At 59.2% G+C, this 16,011-nt stretch carries 16 protein-coding genes; 9 read left to right on the forward strand and 7 right to left on the reverse strand.

Translation table 11 applies throughout. The features are described 5' to 3' along the window. From ABDK74_RS14660 to ABDK74_RS14685, 6 genes are all read right to left on the reverse strand, one after another. The gene (locus ABDK74_RS14660) at window positions 1-1,194 is read right to left on the reverse strand and encodes a hypothetical protein (RefSeq protein ID WP_346004421.1); all 1,194 of its coding nucleotides are present in this window, start codon (window positions 1,192-1,194) and stop codon (window positions 1-3) included. A 67-nt stretch (window positions 1,195-1,261) separates the two neighbouring features. Beyond that, complete coding sequence (locus tag ABDK74_RS14665) at window positions 1,262-2,548, reverse strand: type IV secretion protein DotG (RefSeq protein WP_346004422.1); 1,287 nt, start codon at window positions 2,546-2,548, stop codon at window positions 1,262-1,264. Next, the gene (locus tag ABDK74_RS14670) at window positions 2,545-3,522 is read right to left on the reverse strand and encodes a DotH/IcmK family type IV secretion protein (RefSeq protein WP_061500999.1); all 978 of its coding nucleotides are present in this window, start codon (window positions 3,520-3,522) and stop codon (window positions 2,545-2,547) included. Before ABDK74_RS14670 ends, ABDK74_RS14665 begins: the two co-directional genes overlap by 4 nt. Window positions 3,523-3,533: 11 nt before the next feature. Further along, entirely contained in the window at window positions 3,534-4,163 is a 630-nt protein-coding gene (locus ABDK74_RS14675; RefSeq protein ID WP_062028298.1) for a DotI/IcmL/TraM family protein, read from the reverse strand. 127 nt (window positions 4,164-4,290) lie between these two features. Continuing rightward, the gene (locus ABDK74_RS14680; protein ID WP_346004423.1) at window positions 4,291-5,337 is read right to left on the reverse strand and encodes a hypothetical protein; all 1,047 of its coding nucleotides are present in this window, start codon (window positions 5,335-5,337) and stop codon (window positions 4,291-4,293) included. 98 nt (window positions 5,338-5,435) lie between these two features. After that, entirely contained in the window at window positions 5,436-6,212 is a 777-nt protein-coding gene (locus ABDK74_RS14685) for a helix-turn-helix domain-containing protein (protein WP_063905465.1), read from the reverse strand. Window positions 6,213-6,420: 208 nt separating this feature from the next. Here ABDK74_RS14685 and ABDK74_RS14690 point away from each other — a divergent pair, with 208 nt between their 5' ends. From ABDK74_RS14690 to ABDK74_RS14730, 9 genes are read left to right on the forward strand one after another with little or no spacing between them, the layout of a single operon-like run. Next, a complete protein-coding gene (locus ABDK74_RS14690; RefSeq protein ID WP_228124329.1) occupies window positions 6,421-6,792 on the forward strand; it encodes a hypothetical protein in 372 nt (123 codons plus the stop codon). Window positions 6,793-6,846: 54 nt separating this feature from the next. After that, window positions 6,847-7,233: a hypothetical protein gene (locus tag ABDK74_RS14695; protein WP_346004424.1), complete on the forward strand. Its 387-nt coding sequence runs from the start codon at window positions 6,847-6,849 to the stop codon at window positions 7,231-7,233. After that, complete coding sequence (locus ABDK74_RS14700; protein ID WP_346004425.1) at window positions 7,230-7,772, forward strand: hypothetical protein; 543 nt, start codon at window positions 7,230-7,232, stop codon at window positions 7,770-7,772. The genes ABDK74_RS14695 and ABDK74_RS14700 overlap by 4 nt, the downstream gene beginning before the upstream one ends. Beyond that, window positions 7,772-8,965, forward strand: coding sequence for a hypothetical protein (locus ABDK74_RS14705; protein ID WP_346004426.1), 1,194 nt, complete (start codon window positions 7,772-7,774; stop codon window positions 8,963-8,965). The genes ABDK74_RS14700 and ABDK74_RS14705 overlap by 1 nt, the downstream gene beginning before the upstream one ends. A gap of 1 nt (window position 8,966) precedes the next feature. Continuing rightward, the gene (locus ABDK74_RS14710) at window positions 8,967-10,505 is read left to right on the forward strand and encodes a hypothetical protein (protein ID WP_346004427.1); all 1,539 of its coding nucleotides are present in this window, start codon (window positions 8,967-8,969) and stop codon (window positions 10,503-10,505) included. A 3-nt stretch (window positions 10,506-10,508) separates the two neighbouring features. Continuing rightward, entirely contained in the window at window positions 10,509-12,851 is a 2,343-nt protein-coding gene (locus tag ABDK74_RS14715; RefSeq protein ID WP_346004428.1) for a DotA/TraY family protein, read from the forward strand. 11 nt (window positions 12,852-12,862) lie between these two features. After that, window positions 12,863-13,285 carry a hypothetical protein gene (locus ABDK74_RS14720; RefSeq protein ID WP_346004429.1) on the forward strand — a complete coding sequence of 141 codons (423 nt, stop codon included), beginning with the start codon at window positions 12,863-12,865 and terminating at the stop codon, window positions 13,283-13,285. A 48-nt stretch (window positions 13,286-13,333) separates the two neighbouring features. Further along, a complete protein-coding gene (locus tag ABDK74_RS14725) occupies window positions 13,334-14,347 on the forward strand; it encodes a thiol:disulfide interchange protein (protein ID WP_346004430.1) in 1,014 nt (337 codons plus the stop codon). Next, the gene (locus ABDK74_RS14730) at window positions 14,344-14,871 is read left to right on the forward strand and encodes a hypothetical protein (protein WP_346004431.1); all 528 of its coding nucleotides are present in this window, start codon (window positions 14,344-14,346) and stop codon (window positions 14,869-14,871) included. The genes ABDK74_RS14725 and ABDK74_RS14730 overlap by 4 nt, the downstream gene beginning before the upstream one ends. Window positions 14,872-14,904: 33 nt before the next feature. Here ABDK74_RS14730 and ABDK74_RS14735 read toward each other — a convergent pair whose 3' ends face one another. Then, a complete protein-coding gene (locus ABDK74_RS14735; protein ID WP_339408636.1) occupies window positions 14,905-15,204 on the reverse strand; it encodes a hypothetical protein in 300 nt (99 codons plus the stop codon). Window positions 15,205-16,011 lie beyond the last annotated feature (807 nt).

A 16,011-nucleotide genomic window follows, 5' to 3' on the forward strand; every position in this document is an offset into this window, starting at 1 on the left:
TCAGTTCAGGTCGCCATGAGCCGTGTGCAGAACCCAGGTGGCGCCCTGCTGGCTAATGGTCAGGACCGCGCCGTAGCCCGGGATGACCGTGCCAACACCCACCTCGAACTGGCGGGCCTGCCCGCTTGGGGCCGCACTGTCCTCAATCATGGCGAGTTGCGGCGAGGCCGCGACGATCCGGTAGTGATGGACCCACTCAGGCTTTGGAGCCGGACCCGCCACGGCGGCCGGAGCGGGTGGGGCGGCTGAAGATGTTGCGGCCACTGTCGCAGGCTTGTTCATGGCAGCGCTCAGGGCCGCACGTGCCTTTTCGGCGGCGGCATGGGCCTGGGCGGCTTCATCGGCACCGGAGTTCTCGGCACCTGTCACGGCGTGATTGGCTTCGACCAGAGAGACGCGCCGCGTCAGATCGTTCAGCCGGTCTTCTTCGGCCTTGCGCTGTCCGGCAAGGGACTGGCGCAGCTCTTCGACTTCGCCGCGCTCGCGTTCAATCACGCGGGCCTCAGCCGTGACGAGCTGAAGCACGTCGATCTGCTGCTGCGTCGCCATGGGCGCGGCCTGAAGGGTCTGGGCTGTCTTGACCGGATCGGCAGGCGGTGCGGGCGGCACAACGGCCGGAGCCTCAGTTCGGGGGGCGTCAGGCTGGGCTGACGCAGACTGCGATGCGGCTGACGGCGTTGCAACGACGGCCGCAGGCGGCGCTTTCGGGGACGTCGCAGTGTCGGGCGGGCTCGCAGCAGCTTTCGGATGGCCGAGGGTCTGCATTTCTGCAAGATCGGCGGTTGCAGGAGGGGCCGCTACCGGAGCGGGTTCGGGGGCCTGAGCCACGGGCGCTGCCGACTGATCGATGCCGACTTCCTGGCCAGGCGCGGAGACAGCGCGATGGTGGTGCCCACTTGTCGCCAGAATCCCCACGAGGAGAACGGCGCAGATCCCGAGGCCCGAACCGCCGTAGAGTTTCTGGCGGGGTGTCAGTGCCTCGTAGCGCGAGATGATGGGCGTGAGAAAAGAAGCAGAGCCGGACGATGCAGGGGCCGTCGTGTGATTGTCATCATGGCCCGTGGCTTCGGGGGTGTCCCCGTCCGGACCGTCAGACACCGTGTCGTGCTGGTGAGGCGGTGGGGGCGCTGCCGGGACGGGATCCATCCGGCGTGGCGTGACTTCGGTGTTCAGGTGGTGAACTGTGGAACTCATAAAAAAGATCCTTCTGGCTGAGACTGCCAGAAGGATCGGGGAACGATCTGCGACTGAGTGCGAAAAATCAGGGCTTGTCGAGAACAGGATCCATGAACATCACACCTACGTTCACGTTGGCGGCGAGGATGATCCGCGCGCGTGTTGGCGTGTCCTGTGTCAGGGCACTGTTGACGGCCGAGGCGGCACTTCCTGCGGCGACACCGAGCTGCTGACCCATGTTCAGGCGCTGGATATAGTTCATGCCGCCCAGGGCGCTGTAGCTGCCTTGGACATTGGACGTGGTTTCGATGGCCTGCCCAAGGCCCTGCACGAAGGCTGCGGCGGCAGGCATGACAAACCGCTGGAAAATCAGGGGATCAACGCTGGAGGCGACACCCTGCTTCATGGTGTCGGGCGCCATCACCACGCCGTTGGTTGCGAGAGTGCGGCCCTGATGAATGATCTTGTTGACCTGCACGACCAGGAGCTGCTCGTTTCCGGGTGCCCTTGCGACAGTCGCAATCATGCGGTCGCCAGCGATGGGACCGCTATCGGCCTCAAGCACGATCTGACCGGACAGGTCGCTGTCCGTCGCCGTGACGGTATGGGCATAGATCCCGCGACCGGCCGGAATCAGGGCTGGCGGAGCCGTCGTATCATGTGAGGCCGTGGCCGCTGCGGATGCCCCTGTTGCCCCACGCGTGGCCATTGTCTTCTCGGCCTGAGGCTGGCCGTCCTGCTCTGGCTTGAACACGGCTTCCTGAAGATCCGAGACAGGGGGCCGGGCCTGAAGGCCTCCTTCGATCCGCTCGATCTCGGCGACATAGCGGGCGCGGCGCTTTTCACGCTCCTGCTGCTCGGCCTGAGAGGTTTCGCCATTGCCAGAAGAGGAATAGGCCGGATCGGTCTGCACAAGCGGTGCCTGCGGAGCATTATCGATATGCGGCGGCGTTGGCGGCGGTGCAGGAGGGGTAATCGGCGCGCTGTACCCGACTTCCTGCGGCTGACCATGCGCGCCGTCATAGGACAGGACGGCATCTTTCTTTTCGCCCTTGTCGGCACGCGCAACGGCCGGTGCCAGATCCGGCGTGAAGGACTGGCCCGCGCCTTCAGACTTCTGCGCGGTTTCGGTGTTTTGTAGATGACGCAGACGATCCTGTTCCGGATTGGTGTTGGTTCCAGCGGGCAGAGCGTTCATCTCTGCGATCTGACCCGGGTCAGACTTGGGCATCTGCTTGGTCTCATGATGTGAGACGACAAGCACCAGAGCGACAACCGAAACGGCCGAGGCGCCGAGCAGGACCAGGCGGCGGTTTCCGCCGCGTGTCGCGCTCGACAGGACGGATTTGAATTTGGGAAGCTTCGGCATCATGGTGTCATGTCCTTGAGAGACGCGGACACGGTCCGACCGGAATCCGACAGGAGAATGTAGGGGGTCTGGCGGAAGGCATAGAGGGTGTAGCCGTCTTCACCGCGCTCAGAACTGTCCCAGGCAGGCGTCATGAGCGCCAGGCGCGTGCGGATGTAGAGTTCATTGCCCATCCGCCACGCCCGCACGTCGTCAGGGGAGAGACCTTCGACGCTCTGAGGAACGGCAGAGGCCGGAGCGATCCCCGACAGCATGGCATTCATGAAGGGCTCTGCCGTGCCAGGGGCGGCTTCCGGTCCCATTTCCTGTTTGGCGTTAGGGCCGTCTTCGTTCACGCGCACTGTCAGGTTGTCGTCATAGGTGCCCCGACCGGCCAGAAGCAGGAACGAGATCGGCTTGATGGCGCCTTTGAGCGTGACGAGCAGGCCACCACGCGGAGACAGCGACAGTGGCTCGATGTTGATGGTGTTGCTGCCAGCATAAGGAACGCAGGTGTAAAAACCCGTGGTCTGCACGGCAGGGGAACCCCCTTTGCCCCCGTCAGACGAGCAGTTCTTGAGACCATCCGGATTGGCGGACGTGCTGGTCGTGTTCCACGCAATCGGCCAGGGTGCTCCGGAGCGGTCCACGAAAGAGACGGCCGTAGGATAGCCCTTGGTCGTGAAAATCAGCGATGTCTGCTGGCCGGGTGCGAAAGACACGCGAATGGCCGGGCGGCTTGTCGGAGCCGCGACTTCCGTAGCGACATCCTCACGGGCCTTCTGGTTCTCCTTGAGACGGTTGCCGAGGCGACGGATCATCTCCGGCGTCAGGGGGATGGCCTCATCTTCGGCGGCCTGCTGATCCTGTTGCTCGGCAGAGAGAGGAGGAGACGCTGGTGGGGTCTCCGGGCCAGGGGCGGCCGACTGTGCCAGCGCGGTAAAGGGCATGAAGCCCATGAGGCCAAGAAGGGCTAACGAAAAGGAGCGGGTTTTCATGGCACGGATCCTCACTGCGGGCTGGCCACAAGCTGGGTGATGGCAATGCCGTCAGGGTGATCAGCGTCATCGACACGCTCGACATGCACGGTTGCAATCAGAGTCTGGGAGCTTTCCACATTGACGTTCTCGCAGGTCTGAACGAACGGGAACTGCACGACGTAATGGTGATGACCGTTGACCATGCTTTGCTGGCGAATGGTGGCGGCACGCGTCGGCTGCGCGTAGCAGAGCAGCTTGGCCTCTTTCATTTTCGCCAGATTGCCGTCCTGGACGAAGGACTGCGCGAACGTATTCCAGCCATTGATGGTGAAATGCGATCCGGCTGCGTTAAGCTGCGACGGATAATCCCGGTAATTGATGTTGTAGGGCTTGAGCGACCACTTGATGACCCATGACAGGAAATCTTCCTGACTGAGGATCGGGCTGTTCAGCGCGATAGCCGGGCGAGGGGCGTTGATCCCATCCACGAAGAAATACTTCGGGAGTGGATGATACGACCAGGCGCGGGCCAGAAGAACGGCCAGAACGACCACGACAGCCGCGAGGGCGATGGACGTCTGCAAGGAACGCTCAACGATCTTTCCCTGAAAATCAGGATCGGTCAGGCGTCGGCTCAGGGATCCCGAGGAGCGGCTCATGGCGCGATGTCTCCGTGGAACGACAGCGGGGCTGCGGATGGCATTTCAAACCTCATGATGACTGTGTCATCGTCACCGTGACCCGTTGATCTGCGACTGAAGCTGAAAAAATGGAGAAACTTGCCGATTAATCGCCCGAGCGCATGACGGCGGTCTGCTGGTGCAAGCGGCTGATACGGCGGCCGTTACGGCGGGTGGTCCAGAAATAGAATCCGGCCTTGCCGAGGCATTCGCGGCGCACGTAATCCATCTTGTTCAGATAGACCTCATACAGGTCCGGATCGAACGTGTTGCGCATGTCTTTCTTCGAGCGGCGAGGCAGGTGCAGCCATCCGGACTGACTGACAATGGTGCGATCGGTCAGGAGGAAGTCCTCGGCCACAGCGTCAGGGGACTGGTGGGCAAAATGCCGCATGGCCAGTTCGTGCTGCATTTCGACGGACCAGCGTGTGGTGCAGGCATTCCGGCTGAAGCCAATGACCAGCCCGGTTGGTGAGTTCCGGACCTGCCATCTGCGGCCACGACGCTCTTCTGGCGTCAGGCGCGAGGCCTGTTCCCAAGTCAGAACGACGGATGGGTCGGTGGGAATGGCCAAAGAGTCAGCGGCAGGACGGAGACTGACGAGCTTCCGTTGCAGGCTGCGGACACTGCGTCCCATTTGCTTGGCAATGCGCTGCAACCCAATGCGACGCTCACGATGTGCGAGCAGAGTAGCAACGTCGGCATCAGTCCAGACGACCTCGGCATAGCGCTCTCGTGCAGGCAGACCGAGCGCAGCGCGCTTTTTGCGAACTGCCATGACTGTGCGGTCGAGGCGCTTTGCTATGGCGGACAGGTCTTCGCCGTTGGCCCATGCGCGGCTGAGGCGGCTGATGTCGAGAAGAGACCATGCCCGAGGGCTGTTCCTCAGCGCGGTGCGCTTGAGAGGAAGTCCTTCCTCTCGCGCAATGGCCTCGATTTCCAGGCGGCTTATGAAAAGTGCGGCCGCTATGTGTGCAACGTTTACACCACGGTCAGCCATCTGAATTGCAAGGTCGCGGGTCTTATCAGCAGACCAAGGCGACTGCTGAGAGTGATAGGTCCGCGCCGGCTTTCCGGCTGAAATGCTTAAAGCGCGTACTGCGAGATCGCCAATCGGTGACGACGTGAAGACGGTGCTGGGCGCGAACAACATTACATAAACCCCGATGAGCGACATAGCGGATGTCTCACTATCGGGTATTAATCAATCCGATTCAAATGATAATTTACCGGATGATGAAAAAACTTCCGTTAATTTATCGAGGCTTTGTTTATTTTCTCGAACGCATTGAAGTGCATCTGAAAGAGCGAAATTTGCTCTCGCGCGCTTTGGAGGCAGCTATAGAGGCCAAGAACTCGCAACGCGTTGAAGCTTTCGTGCTGTCCGGGGAGGCCAGGAAAAAGGTCAGCCATTTCCACTTGGAGTGCAGCAGCAATTCGCTTTAGAAACTCTACTGACGGATTACGGAACCCGACTTCCAGCAGTTGAATTACTGAAGCATTATTTTTGCTGGCAAGTGCGAGATCGGCCACGGTGAGCTTTCGTGCAAGACGAATATCTCGGATTCTGTCGCCTAATTCGATAAGGGCGGGCTCACGGGGGTCTGCGGGCGCTTCGGCAGCGTTCGGCTCCGAATCATTCTCGTTTCTGCTAAGGCGATCCATTGTGTCTATAAGAGACTTAAGTGGCTCTGCCACTTTTCCGTAAGCACGAATGAGTTCTTGGTATTTCTCTATCTCACCGGATGTTGTTTCGGCGTCTATTGGTATGACTTCGTGGTCATCTCTCGGCAAGATCTGCTGGGCCGAAATCTTCAGTGCCGATAGTATCTTGTGTAGAGTAACATAGGACGCGTTTTTACCCCTTTCTATATTGGATATGGTTCCAACAGACAGGTCCGTTGTGAAGCAAAGACTCATTACATTCATGTCTTTTCCTTCACGAACTTCCTTCAAGCGGTTTCCTAGTTCCAATAGGTAATCACTTGATTGGCCGTCACTTACCTGCGTCTCTGTTTTCTTGTTCATGGCTAGTTCTCTCTCTCGGCAGGCTTACACACCAGACTTCGGGTCCGGATACTGCAAAATACCCACGAGAGCGCCCCTGACAACTGAGTTCGAATTTAACATTTCTCCTCAGTCGCATGTCGATCTGCGATTTAGAATTTTAAGTTATTTCAGGAGAGACCATGTGTTTATAATCTTGCCCCCCGCCCATGTGCAGCCAGCTCCAGCGATGCCCAAAGCAATACTGACGGAAGCGGCCTTCGAGATCAGTCACGCCCCCCCGCCCCTTCCTTCGCCAGCCCCTTCGGGACCGGTCTCTCTTGCACCTCCCGCAGAACCATCCGTGCAGACGGATCCGCCGAAGGTGGTTCATCACTTCCGCATGACGTCCGGCTATGGCCATCAGGTGCCACTCTCGTTTGCGATCAGGCAGATCGTGCCATCAGGTGTGCGTGTCACCTACGGTGCGGGCGTTGATCCAGGTGAGGCCGTTGACTGGCAGGGCGGTCGGGAATGGAACAAGGTTCTGGCCACAACGGTCAGCCCGCTCGGCGAGCGTATCGAGGTCGGGCGCGCACACGTCACTATTTTGAAGAAATAAGCGTTAGTCGCAGATCGAACTGCTTCTCTGCTGGGACTTACCCAGGAGAGAGGCATGTCACCAGACGATCCAACACCGCACAGGGACACCCCGCAGAGTTCTCTGGCCCCTAACCTTGCTCTTGCACGGCACAATCTGCTTGAGCATTTCCGTGTCCGGAATGGACACACTTCCGGCACGGACGGGGCGATCATCGCCTCTCTGGCCGATCTCCTTGTGTCTTTACCGAGCGAGGAGCGACGGACCTTTGTTTCCGAAGTGGTCTCGACCGTCAGCGGCGGAGAGGATCTTGTAGCATCTGCGGTCTCCAGCCGTGCTGTACTGGTCGCATGGACAGACAGTCAGAAAAGGGCAGAGCTGTCCGCGCGCGTCTTTTCTGAAGATCGTCTCGCGCTTCTGCGCGACCTTCTCGATCCAGAAGCAGAAAGGGCGGCCGCATGAAACGGACATCCTTTCTTCTCGTGGCCGCTACTCTGTCGGTCCCTCTGAGCGCATCTGCCGCAACACAGGGCAGTCAGGCCTGTGCAACCCTCACGCAGGCCGCAGCAGACGCCGTAAACGGGCGCATCAAGGCTAACAATGCTTATGAGAAGCAGCCTGAAAGTGTCAGTGGCCTCTCCTGCCTGGACAAGTTCTTCAATGGAACGGGCCTCAATCTTCTGACAAACATCGCCAACCCTGCGGCACTGATCAACGATGTTGTCGGGCAGGTCGAAGGAGAGATCTGTTCTGCGGCCCAGAGTGAGTGGAACAACACCGTCGGGGCCGCGCAGCAGTGTGGCCTGAGTTTGAACGGTGTGAATGTCGGTCTTGGCCTGTCAGGCGGGAATGGCCTGATGTGCCCCTCTCTGAATTTTGGCGGCAATGGTCCCCAGCTCGCGGCCGGAAGTCTCGGGAATGGGGATTCCAATGGCTACGTGCGCGGTGAGCCACGCTTACCGACCGGGTACACAAGCACACCGTTGGATGGGGTATTCTGATGAAGATCCGCCTCAAGCCAACAATCGCAACGATGCTCCTCTGCACGACCGTTCTTATCGCGATGCCGAAGCCTGCGAATGCGTTCATTGGTGAAGCAGCCGTGGTCGCGGCCATCAGTGCCCTGCAGAAGTTTACGGGCAGTGCGCTGTCGTCGATGACCAAGACCCTGACTTCTCAGTTGAATAATTCGATGGACAGCCTGACGAACCCGAACTCCGTCAGTTCCATGCTGAACAAGGGCTTCACCCAGCTAAGTAACTACGAGAAGGCAGGTGTTGCGGCCGAGCAACGCATCGCGGATGCGTCCAATACAGCCATGGCGGAGTTCGCTCGCCGCCAGCAGGACACCACGATCCGCGATGAGCACATGATGAACCCCGAGTTCTGCACGGGGATCGACGGGTCGCAGGCCACCCAGGGCGCGTCTCAGTCGGCAAGGACGGCGACACGGGCCATTGCGACGATTACGGACAGTCGCGGAGAGGCCGACGCCGGAACGCCGTCTTACTATGGTAAGGGCCAGGGTGTGGCATCGAGCATGGCGCTGCACGGGCGGCGGTATTGCTCGCAGGAGGACGTCACAGCCGGTCTCTGCTCGGCTCTTTCCCGTCTGCCCAATGCGGACCAACGAGCCATTTCCCTGTTCGGGCAGGACACCCTGTCGGCTGATGGTGGTGTGGACGCCGCCAACGATTACAGCACCACACTTATCCAGCCTGTGGCTCCGGCCGCACTGCGCGGCGAGCAGCTTACGTCCACGTCCGGACGCGAGGCTGCGTTGCGTCGTCGCGCCTACAACGCCCGCATGTCGCTCTCGCGCTACGTGATGAATTTCATCACCTCGCTAGAGATCCCGTCGATCAACCTGACCGATGTGCAGAAAACCGAGATGCAGGCCGAGGGCATGACTGTCTCGGATCAGGCCTCGTGGCTGACGTCGATGAGCCTTGAGATCAATCGCCGTGTCTCTGGCGTGACCTGGAACAAGAACCTTCAGCAGATGCCGCCCGCAACGGTCATGCGTGAGCTGGCTATCGAGCAGGCGCAGGCCAACTACCTCGCCCTGCAGAATTACCGTCTCGGCCTTTTCCAGTCTTCGCTCGCCGCAACGCAGGTGGCCCAGCACGAAGAGGAAAGCGAGGCCAAGAGACTTGCCCCCATCCCGTCCCCCAACGTCAATCCCGGAGGCTGACATGGCCCAGAACGATACGCAGATCCCTGCCCTTGCGGACGTCTTCCAGAGCCTGGAGCGCGTGCGACCGCAACTTGAGAAGGATGCGCCCCAACTGGCTGGGCAGATTACCTTGCTTGCCCAGAAGCATCAGGATCCGGACCTTGCATCCAATGATCGGTTTCGGACCAACGTGGCCTATGTGCTCCAGGACGCCGAGCGTCTGGTTGGGCCTGTCCTGCCACAGGAGAATGGGCTGCGCGAGGAAATGACACAGCGCGCCATGACCGTACCTGGCCTGACGTCTGAGACCCTCAAAGGCTTCATGAGACAGACGCCTGACCTCATGGATCAGCGGCTGGTGGACACGGTGCGCTCTGTGTCGGAGCGCGTCGCCTCTATGGGTGCCGACCAGCAGGGCAATCCGGAGATTGACGAGGTTCTCCACTCTCTGTCTGACCGCGTTGCCAATGCAGCACGGTTCTCGACGCACGACCCTGACGCGCAGGCCGTCAGACAGGATGAACAGGCAGACGTCAAACCCGTGGAACCGGCGTCCGAGTTTGATGGAAGCCCTGAGCCACCACCTTTCGATGATATTCCGGACGCCCCTGCGCCAGAGGATAGTGAGGATCCACGCGTGCAAGAGGGTGAAACCCAAACTCATCCTTCGGGAGAAAACGCTGATCCACGGATGCACGCCTCTCCTGGCGGAGGCGATCCGGCTGCAGATCACCCACAGGCCCAACGTCCCGGGCGGCCCCTCGGGACTGAGGCGAAAGAGAAAGTGGCTCCTGAAACCCCAAACAAAGGTCAGGCTGGCTCGAAAGCGCAGGCCAGACCTGGGCCGGAGAAGGAAGAAGTAAAAACTTCGGAAGACGATGCGAAGGAACAGGTTGTCTATCAGGTGCGCGGCCCGGGTCTCTTTACCCGTCTCGCACAGGCCATTCGTCCTGAGGCCGTGCAGCAGACCGTCACGCCCGGGTCTAACTGGATGGCCAAGGCCCAGACGATGAATGCGGCCCACGGGCAGCAGGCCGACGCCAATCATCTGGATCAGACCGAGGCCCTCGGCCTGAAGGCGCAGAGTGCGCTGGAAGCCGTGCAGAATACGCCTGCATCGTCAGTCATGCGGGAAATCGCTGAGGCCGCAAAATCCGAGCCGAACGGTATGGATGGTGTGTTGAGCGAAATGCGGCCGGGAGGTCGGCATGAAGGCCTGCAATCGCGATTTCAAGCCGAGCGGAGCACCAACCAGGCGTTCGCAGCGCAGTTGAAGGAAGCGGGTGAGGCGGTCGCGGCCTACGGCGCTCATCGTGAGAAAGCTGCCGATATTGGGGTGCAGCGCGGGACAGAGGCTCAGGTCGAGCAGCGCTTCAACGGCCTGGACAGCAAGATTGGCGAGCTTGCCAAGGGGGTGCCGGGAAAGGAAGCCGGGACCAGCATGGTCGAAGATCTCTCAGAGAAGGCCCGTGAGCTGGTGAAAAAGGCGGTTGAGGCCGTCGCCTCTGTTTTCCGGCCGTCCCCTTCTGCGTCAGCCAGCGCCAGCTTGGGATTATAAGTGATGACTTCTCTCAGACGCTTCAGAAACACGGGTAGGGCGCTCAGCGTCCTGCCCATCTTACTCGCGACAGGGGTGGCTCACGCACAGTCGGTCACAGGCAATTCGACGTCGGGAAACTCCACCTATGGCGTGACCTGGAACATGCTCGATCCCGGTGATGACTGGGCCGCGACCATGATCAAGTCGGTCTTTCCGGTCTTCGGATCATCCTCGACGTCCACCGGCACCGAGGCCACGGTCATCGGGACCATGCTGGGCGACCTCTCCGGCTTCGTCATGGCGCTGGCCATGGCCTTTGTCTCTTACGTCATGATGATGAACATGCATCGCTCGGCTGAGACGTCGAAGGTGCTTGGATCGAATCAGACCTCCATGAGTATCGTGCGCATGGCCTTTGGCGCCATCATGATGCTTCCGGTCGCAGGGGGTTTTAGTGCCGGTCAGGCTGCGTTCGTTCAGGGCTCGCTCTGGGGGGTCGGTATGGCGAAGACGGTCTATTCCTCCGCCGTGCAGGCGATTGGTCCGGACGGAAAAACCATCGCACAGCCCATGGTGCCGGGTACGAAAACCATTGTGGCTGGCCTGATCGCCAATGAAATGTGCCGGGATCTGGTCAACCTGGCCTCATCCAATTCGAGCCTCGTGCCAGCCCCGACCGGGAGAACCGTAAAGGCCGTATCCGGCTCCGATCTGGGTATGATTACCTATCCGTATCAGATGACCACGGGAGACGGGCAGCCCGTTTGCGGTTCTGTCACCATCCAGGCTCCGCGCGCCGCGACGAAGATTCTGGGGATCACGGTCGATACGGCCTCCATGCAGCAGCAGATTCTGGATAGCGTTCTGGTGGGCGAGATCCGGCCACAGGTCCAGCAGGTTGCAACCCAGTTCTGGCAGACCAAGAAGTCCTCCAGTCTGGCACCGCTCGTGACCCTTATGACGCAGGCGACCAATGACTACACCAGCAAGCTGACGGCCAAAGCTGCCAGTATCCGCCAGCAGGTTCAGGCAGCCGTCACACAGCGTAGTACCAGCTTTCAGGCGTGGAACAGCGGGACCAACGGAGACGCGGCCAACACCAAGGGCCGTCTGGATAGTCTCGGCTGGACAGGTGCGGGGGCCTACTACCTTGAGTTTGCCCGTCTCAATGGGGAAACCATGTCCCTGATGGCATCCACCCCGACTGTCAGTGCTCCGACCTATGTTGGACTGGGCGAGGACGTGCACGGAGATATTGCGCCGATGATGCAGTCGATTGGCGCACTCCTGGCCAATATCTCCAATATGGTCGCCACGCAGGACGGCATGAATGCTCCAGGCGGAAGCAGTGATCTCTATGCCGGTGTCACTCCGAGCGGTGATGGCGCAGGGGTGCTGTCTCAGGTCGCGCGGTCTTTGCATCTGAGTGACTACACGCTTCAGACGGTCATGGCGTTCATCGAGCCTTCTGGCGCTGAAGGCTACTGGACGGATCCGTTCGGAAACCTCATGGGCCTCGGGAACTGGATGATCACCACGGCCCTCCTGGTCATGGCGTCCGCCGCGCTTCTCAGCTCGGACGCTGGATCTGCGGTGACGGCGGCTGGAGCAGCCCTGACGGGAAATTTTGCGGGGGCTGCCGGGATCGGAGTGGGACACGTCGTTGTGCAGTTTCTCAGCACGCCGATCCTGACGGGAGCGATGGCGCTTCTCCTTCCAGGTCTCACACTGGCCTTTGTGCTACCGATGATCCCCTGGGTGATGTGGATGGCTGGCGTTGCTGGCTGGCTCATTCTGGTGTGCGAAGGCGTGATCGCTGTCCCGCTCTGGATGCTGGCCCACATGACAATGTCCGGCGAAGGTCTGCATGGGCACGCGAAAGCAGGATATGCCCTGATCTTCAACGTCCTTTTCCGACCGACCCTGATGCTGTTCGGGCTCTTCCTCGGCTTCTTCGTGTTTGATGCCATGTCCTGGCTGATCCATCAGACATTTGGTGTGGCAGCAGGGTTCGTGCTGTCGCATGGCTGGATCGTGACCAATCTTATTGGCGTTGTCGTCATGCTCGGCATGTACGTCACGGTCCATATCACGCTGGCCCTGATGTGCTTCAGGCTGATTGCGATCCTGCCAGAGCGTGTTCCCGCCATGATTGGCTTCCATGAAGGCAACCGTGTCGATCTGGATCAGTTCTCTAGAGATGCGGCCGTCGTTGGTATGGCGGGCACTTTACAAGGTATCCAAAGATCACTTGCGCCGCAAAAAGGTTCCAACGATGGACAACGACCCTCGGCACAGTTAGTGAATGGGGTACGTAATTCTCCCGCTGGTGGTAACGACACGACCATGCAGCGCATTACTTGAAGGTGAAGGTAATGGCTGAAAGTGAGGGCATGGGTGCGTTAGCAGGCTATATGCTTGGTCGCGCTTCGGTTCAGCAGGACCAGTTTATAGAGAACTGGTCTTCGCGGCTGCGCAGGCGTTCAGGGCCAACTTACGAGCAGCTTACCCATGAGCTTCTTGCTCAGAGAGACGCCCTAAACAGCACGTTAGCCAACCTACGGGAGAAGTTGCATCAGGCTTCTTTGAGAGAACGAGCACTTGAGACAGAGCTGTCTCAAGTGCGTTCCGACTATGCAGGGCAACTCTCTCTGACCAAGCAGTGGAAAGATTTCGGCGATAAGTCGGAAGCTAACTACGACGAGTTGAAAGCTTGGGCGGAAAAGGCCGAGGTTTCACTCAAGCAGTACCGCGCCCTCTACGGTCCACTGCCAGAGACCTTAAAAAACGGCTCTTAGTCGCATCTCAGCCCGATAGGGTCTCCTTAATTCTTCAGGAGACCCTTCATGCGTTCTCGTACCTCTCTTTATCTCGCCGGATCGCTGTTCCTGGCAGCGCCGGCAATGGCGCAGACCCAATGCGCTGTTCCTTCCCCGCCTGCCCAAGCATCAGCACCTCAAAAGGCCGCTTCACGTGATGCTCAGCCGACTGACGCGATCCAGCGGCTGGTACAGGCAGGCAGCGAGATCCTGTGGGCAGAGCCACAGCACGGCCTCCAGACTGGCGTTGCTCACGGCGATAACCAGCTTCTCGTGTTCTTCACACCGGAAAATCACAGCTTCATTATTGGCGGGACGCTCATTCCCGTCCCCTATGATCGCCTTCACGAACTGATAGGCAAGCGGGCGACAGATCTTGAGGTCTGGCGCGGCACCAGAGGCATGTTTGTGCGCAATGGCGACCGTTTCCAGGTGGTCTATGCGACGCCAGACGGTCAGGCCGCGATTGCGGGCACAATATGGGATACCGCAGGTAAAAACGTCACAAGGCAGCAGATCCGCTATATTCCAGGGGCCGTCCCCACGGTTCGGATTGACGTCCCGGGAGGCGGAAAGGCCTCGGCCGGTTCGTTGTCCGCGCAGATCTATGCTGGTGTGATCGGCCAGAAGGGTGCGCCGGAAGTGATCATGTTCATTGATCCGCGCTGCACGTTCTCGATCCGGGCCATGCAGCTCCTTCAGCCCGCCGTTGACAGTGGGAAGCTACGTTTGAGGGTCGTACCGCTTTCGCTCCTGGACTATGAGGATGGCGGCGCAAGTACGCGTTACGCTAAGGCCATGACCTCGCTGCCTACGGATGCGAGCCTGGTTCAGGCCTGGACGTCTGGCGGCCTCTCGAATGTGCTGGATCACCCGTCTCCTGAAGCGCAGTCTCGAGTTGATGCCAATATGGCAGCCGCTAAAGCGGTATCGCTGACGGGCACACCGACCTTTTTCTGGAAGCATCATGATGGGTCTCTGGGGCGTCTCGACGGCGTGCCTCCAGACCTGAACAAGTTCCTGACGGATGTCAGCCAGTGAGTGGGGCGAGCGAAAAGAAGGGAGTCCTGGCCAAAACAGGCCGGGCAGCCCGTTTCGTTGTAGGCTCTCCATCTGTCGCAGTCGGGGCCACGAGTATTCGTGACGGCTACAGTCTGCTTCGGACACTGTGGCTCATCGTCCGGAGAAAGCCTGAAGCGGACGACGGGTTTCAGGTTGATGAATCGGGTCGCATCGACATTGTTGCGACGGCTGACGTGTATGACGTCAGTCCGGCCGCGGTAGAGATCTATCTCCAGAACCAGCAGGCCAAGACGTATCAGCGCGCCTGGGCCGCAGCTCTCATCGGGGCTTGCCTTCTCTCAGCGTGGATCATTGTCGGCCTCAGCGGGTCATGGCGGAGCCAGACGCTTGTGACCGCGATCGAGATGATGCCGTTCTGGTTCGCTCTGGGGCTCTATATTTTGCAAAATGGGTGGATGAACTGGCAGTTTCGTCAGCGGAGGAAGGCCGGGATGCTGGCCTATATCAGAGAGGCCGACACCCTTTTTCCTCGACGATCCTGAAACAGGAAGCGGCCCCAGAGGGCCGCTTTTCTTTTAGAAGGTTCCGGGTGGGTGCGTGGAGTTGTTGTTGGGGCCACCAATGGCCCAGGCCGCGTGCTCGTAGTCTTCACGGCCTCCAGAATTGCGGGGATCTTCCACCTTTACGATATGACCTTGCCGATCATAGACGGGGGGCGCCCAGACCGCTCGGGCTGATCCATAGGCCGCGCCCGGCTCATAGCGAGCGTGTTTGAGTGGCGGCGGCTTCGGGCCGTGACCATGATCGGCCGAGACGTTGCCAGAGCAAGCCCCTAGCGCCAGTAGCAGTGGAATGCACACATGATAATGCTTCATGACTTCAGTCTCCTTTGCGATGCGTAGGAGACTGAAGGCTTCATCTGCGACTTTCTTCAGGAAATGATCTCGGTCTTGAAATCAAAAGAAGATGCCCGAGAAGAAGTACAAAACTCGCCAGAGCTATCAGCTTCGAAAATAGCAAATTTTGCGAGACACTCGTTCGTACACTTCTGGAGCATCGGATTGGAGGACTCTAGCATTTTCAGACGGTGCATGCGTCGCTCACACTCAGTAACCTGCAAAGCATAGTCTTGTAGGACTGAAGGAGATTTGACTGTCATATTTGAAATAATCGAGAGCGTATAAATAACACAATCTATGCTTGACCGTGTTTCAGCGCAGAAGGATGCGGAATCAAAGTCATCCGACAGAGAACTTGCTTGATTATTCTCTGGTATAAAAACCGAACCCATCCGTCACCTTTACCACAATACTAGGACATGAGGTCAGATCGCACCAGAGTCCTGGATACAGTCTCTTTATGGACTTTATCTGCTCTCTCTTTCTTCCCTTTCGCTCTAGCACGGGCTAGCGCAAAGAAAAAAGGTTTCCTTAACGAATTGTGAAAAAAAATTACGGAAGGCCGCTTTTGTTCTCATCACTCCCTTGCGAGCGTGAAACAGACTCATGTTACAGATGAAAGTCGCAGATCCTTGTGGCGATGTCTCAGCGGCCGGGAGACTCTGAAAAGGGCCTTTCTTTCTCGCTACAGGAGAAGCATAAAGGCAAATCGCCTATTTGGGCTTGAAGAAGGAATTGTTTGAGTGAGTTAGCCAGAGCCCAGATACGTTTAAGGCCCCGCTT

Source organism: Gluconobacter sp. OJB (genome assembly GCF_039638275.1).
In the GTDB taxonomy this organism is placed as follows: Bacteria; Pseudomonadota; Alphaproteobacteria; order Acetobacterales; family Acetobacteraceae; genus Gluconobacter; species Gluconobacter cerevisiae.

What these genes read in the sequence shown, in the direction of transcription:
- ABDK74_RS14660 (WP_346004421.1), bottom strand. Translation starts at nt 1,194, where the DNA reads ATGAGTTCCACAGTTCACCACCTGAACACCGAAGTCACGCCACGCCGG.
- ABDK74_RS14665 (WP_346004422.1), bottom strand. Translation starts at nt 2,548, where the DNA reads ATGATGCCGAAGCTTCCCAAATTCAAATCCGTCCTGTCGAGCGCGACA.
- ABDK74_RS14670 (WP_061500999.1), bottom strand. Translation starts at nt 3,522, where the DNA reads ATGAAAACCCGCTCCTTTTCGTTAGCCCTTCTTGGCCTCATGGGCTTC.
- ABDK74_RS14675 (WP_062028298.1), bottom strand. Translation starts at nt 4,163, where the DNA reads ATGAGCCGCTCCTCGGGATCCCTGAGCCGACGCCTGACCGATCCTGAT.
- ABDK74_RS14680 (WP_346004423.1), bottom strand. Translation starts at nt 5,337, where the DNA reads ATGTTGTTCGCGCCCAGCACCGTCTTCACGTCGTCACCGATTGGCGAT.
- ABDK74_RS14685 (WP_063905465.1), bottom strand. Translation starts at nt 6,212, where the DNA reads ATGAACAAGAAAACAGAGACGCAGGTAAGTGACGGCCAATCAAGTGAT.
- ABDK74_RS14690 (WP_228124329.1), top strand. Translation starts at nt 6,421, where the DNA reads ATGCCCAAAGCAATACTGACGGAAGCGGCCTTCGAGATCAGTCACGCC.
- ABDK74_RS14695 (WP_346004424.1), top strand. Translation starts at nt 6,847, where the DNA reads ATGTCACCAGACGATCCAACACCGCACAGGGACACCCCGCAGAGTTCT.
- ABDK74_RS14700 (WP_346004425.1), top strand. Translation starts at nt 7,230, where the DNA reads ATGAAACGGACATCCTTTCTTCTCGTGGCCGCTACTCTGTCGGTCCCT.
- ABDK74_RS14705 (WP_346004426.1), top strand. Translation starts at nt 7,772, where the DNA reads ATGAAGATCCGCCTCAAGCCAACAATCGCAACGATGCTCCTCTGCACG.
- ABDK74_RS14710 (WP_346004427.1), top strand. Translation starts at nt 8,967, where the DNA reads ATGGCCCAGAACGATACGCAGATCCCTGCCCTTGCGGACGTCTTCCAG.
- ABDK74_RS14715 (WP_346004428.1), top strand. Translation starts at nt 10,509, where the DNA reads ATGACTTCTCTCAGACGCTTCAGAAACACGGGTAGGGCGCTCAGCGTC.
- ABDK74_RS14720 (WP_346004429.1), top strand. Translation starts at nt 12,863, where the DNA reads ATGGCTGAAAGTGAGGGCATGGGTGCGTTAGCAGGCTATATGCTTGGT.
- ABDK74_RS14725 (WP_346004430.1), top strand. Translation starts at nt 13,334, where the DNA reads ATGCGTTCTCGTACCTCTCTTTATCTCGCCGGATCGCTGTTCCTGGCA.
- ABDK74_RS14735 (WP_339408636.1), bottom strand. Translation starts at nt 15,204, where the DNA reads ATGAAGCATTATCATGTGTGCATTCCACTGCTACTGGCGCTAGGGGCT.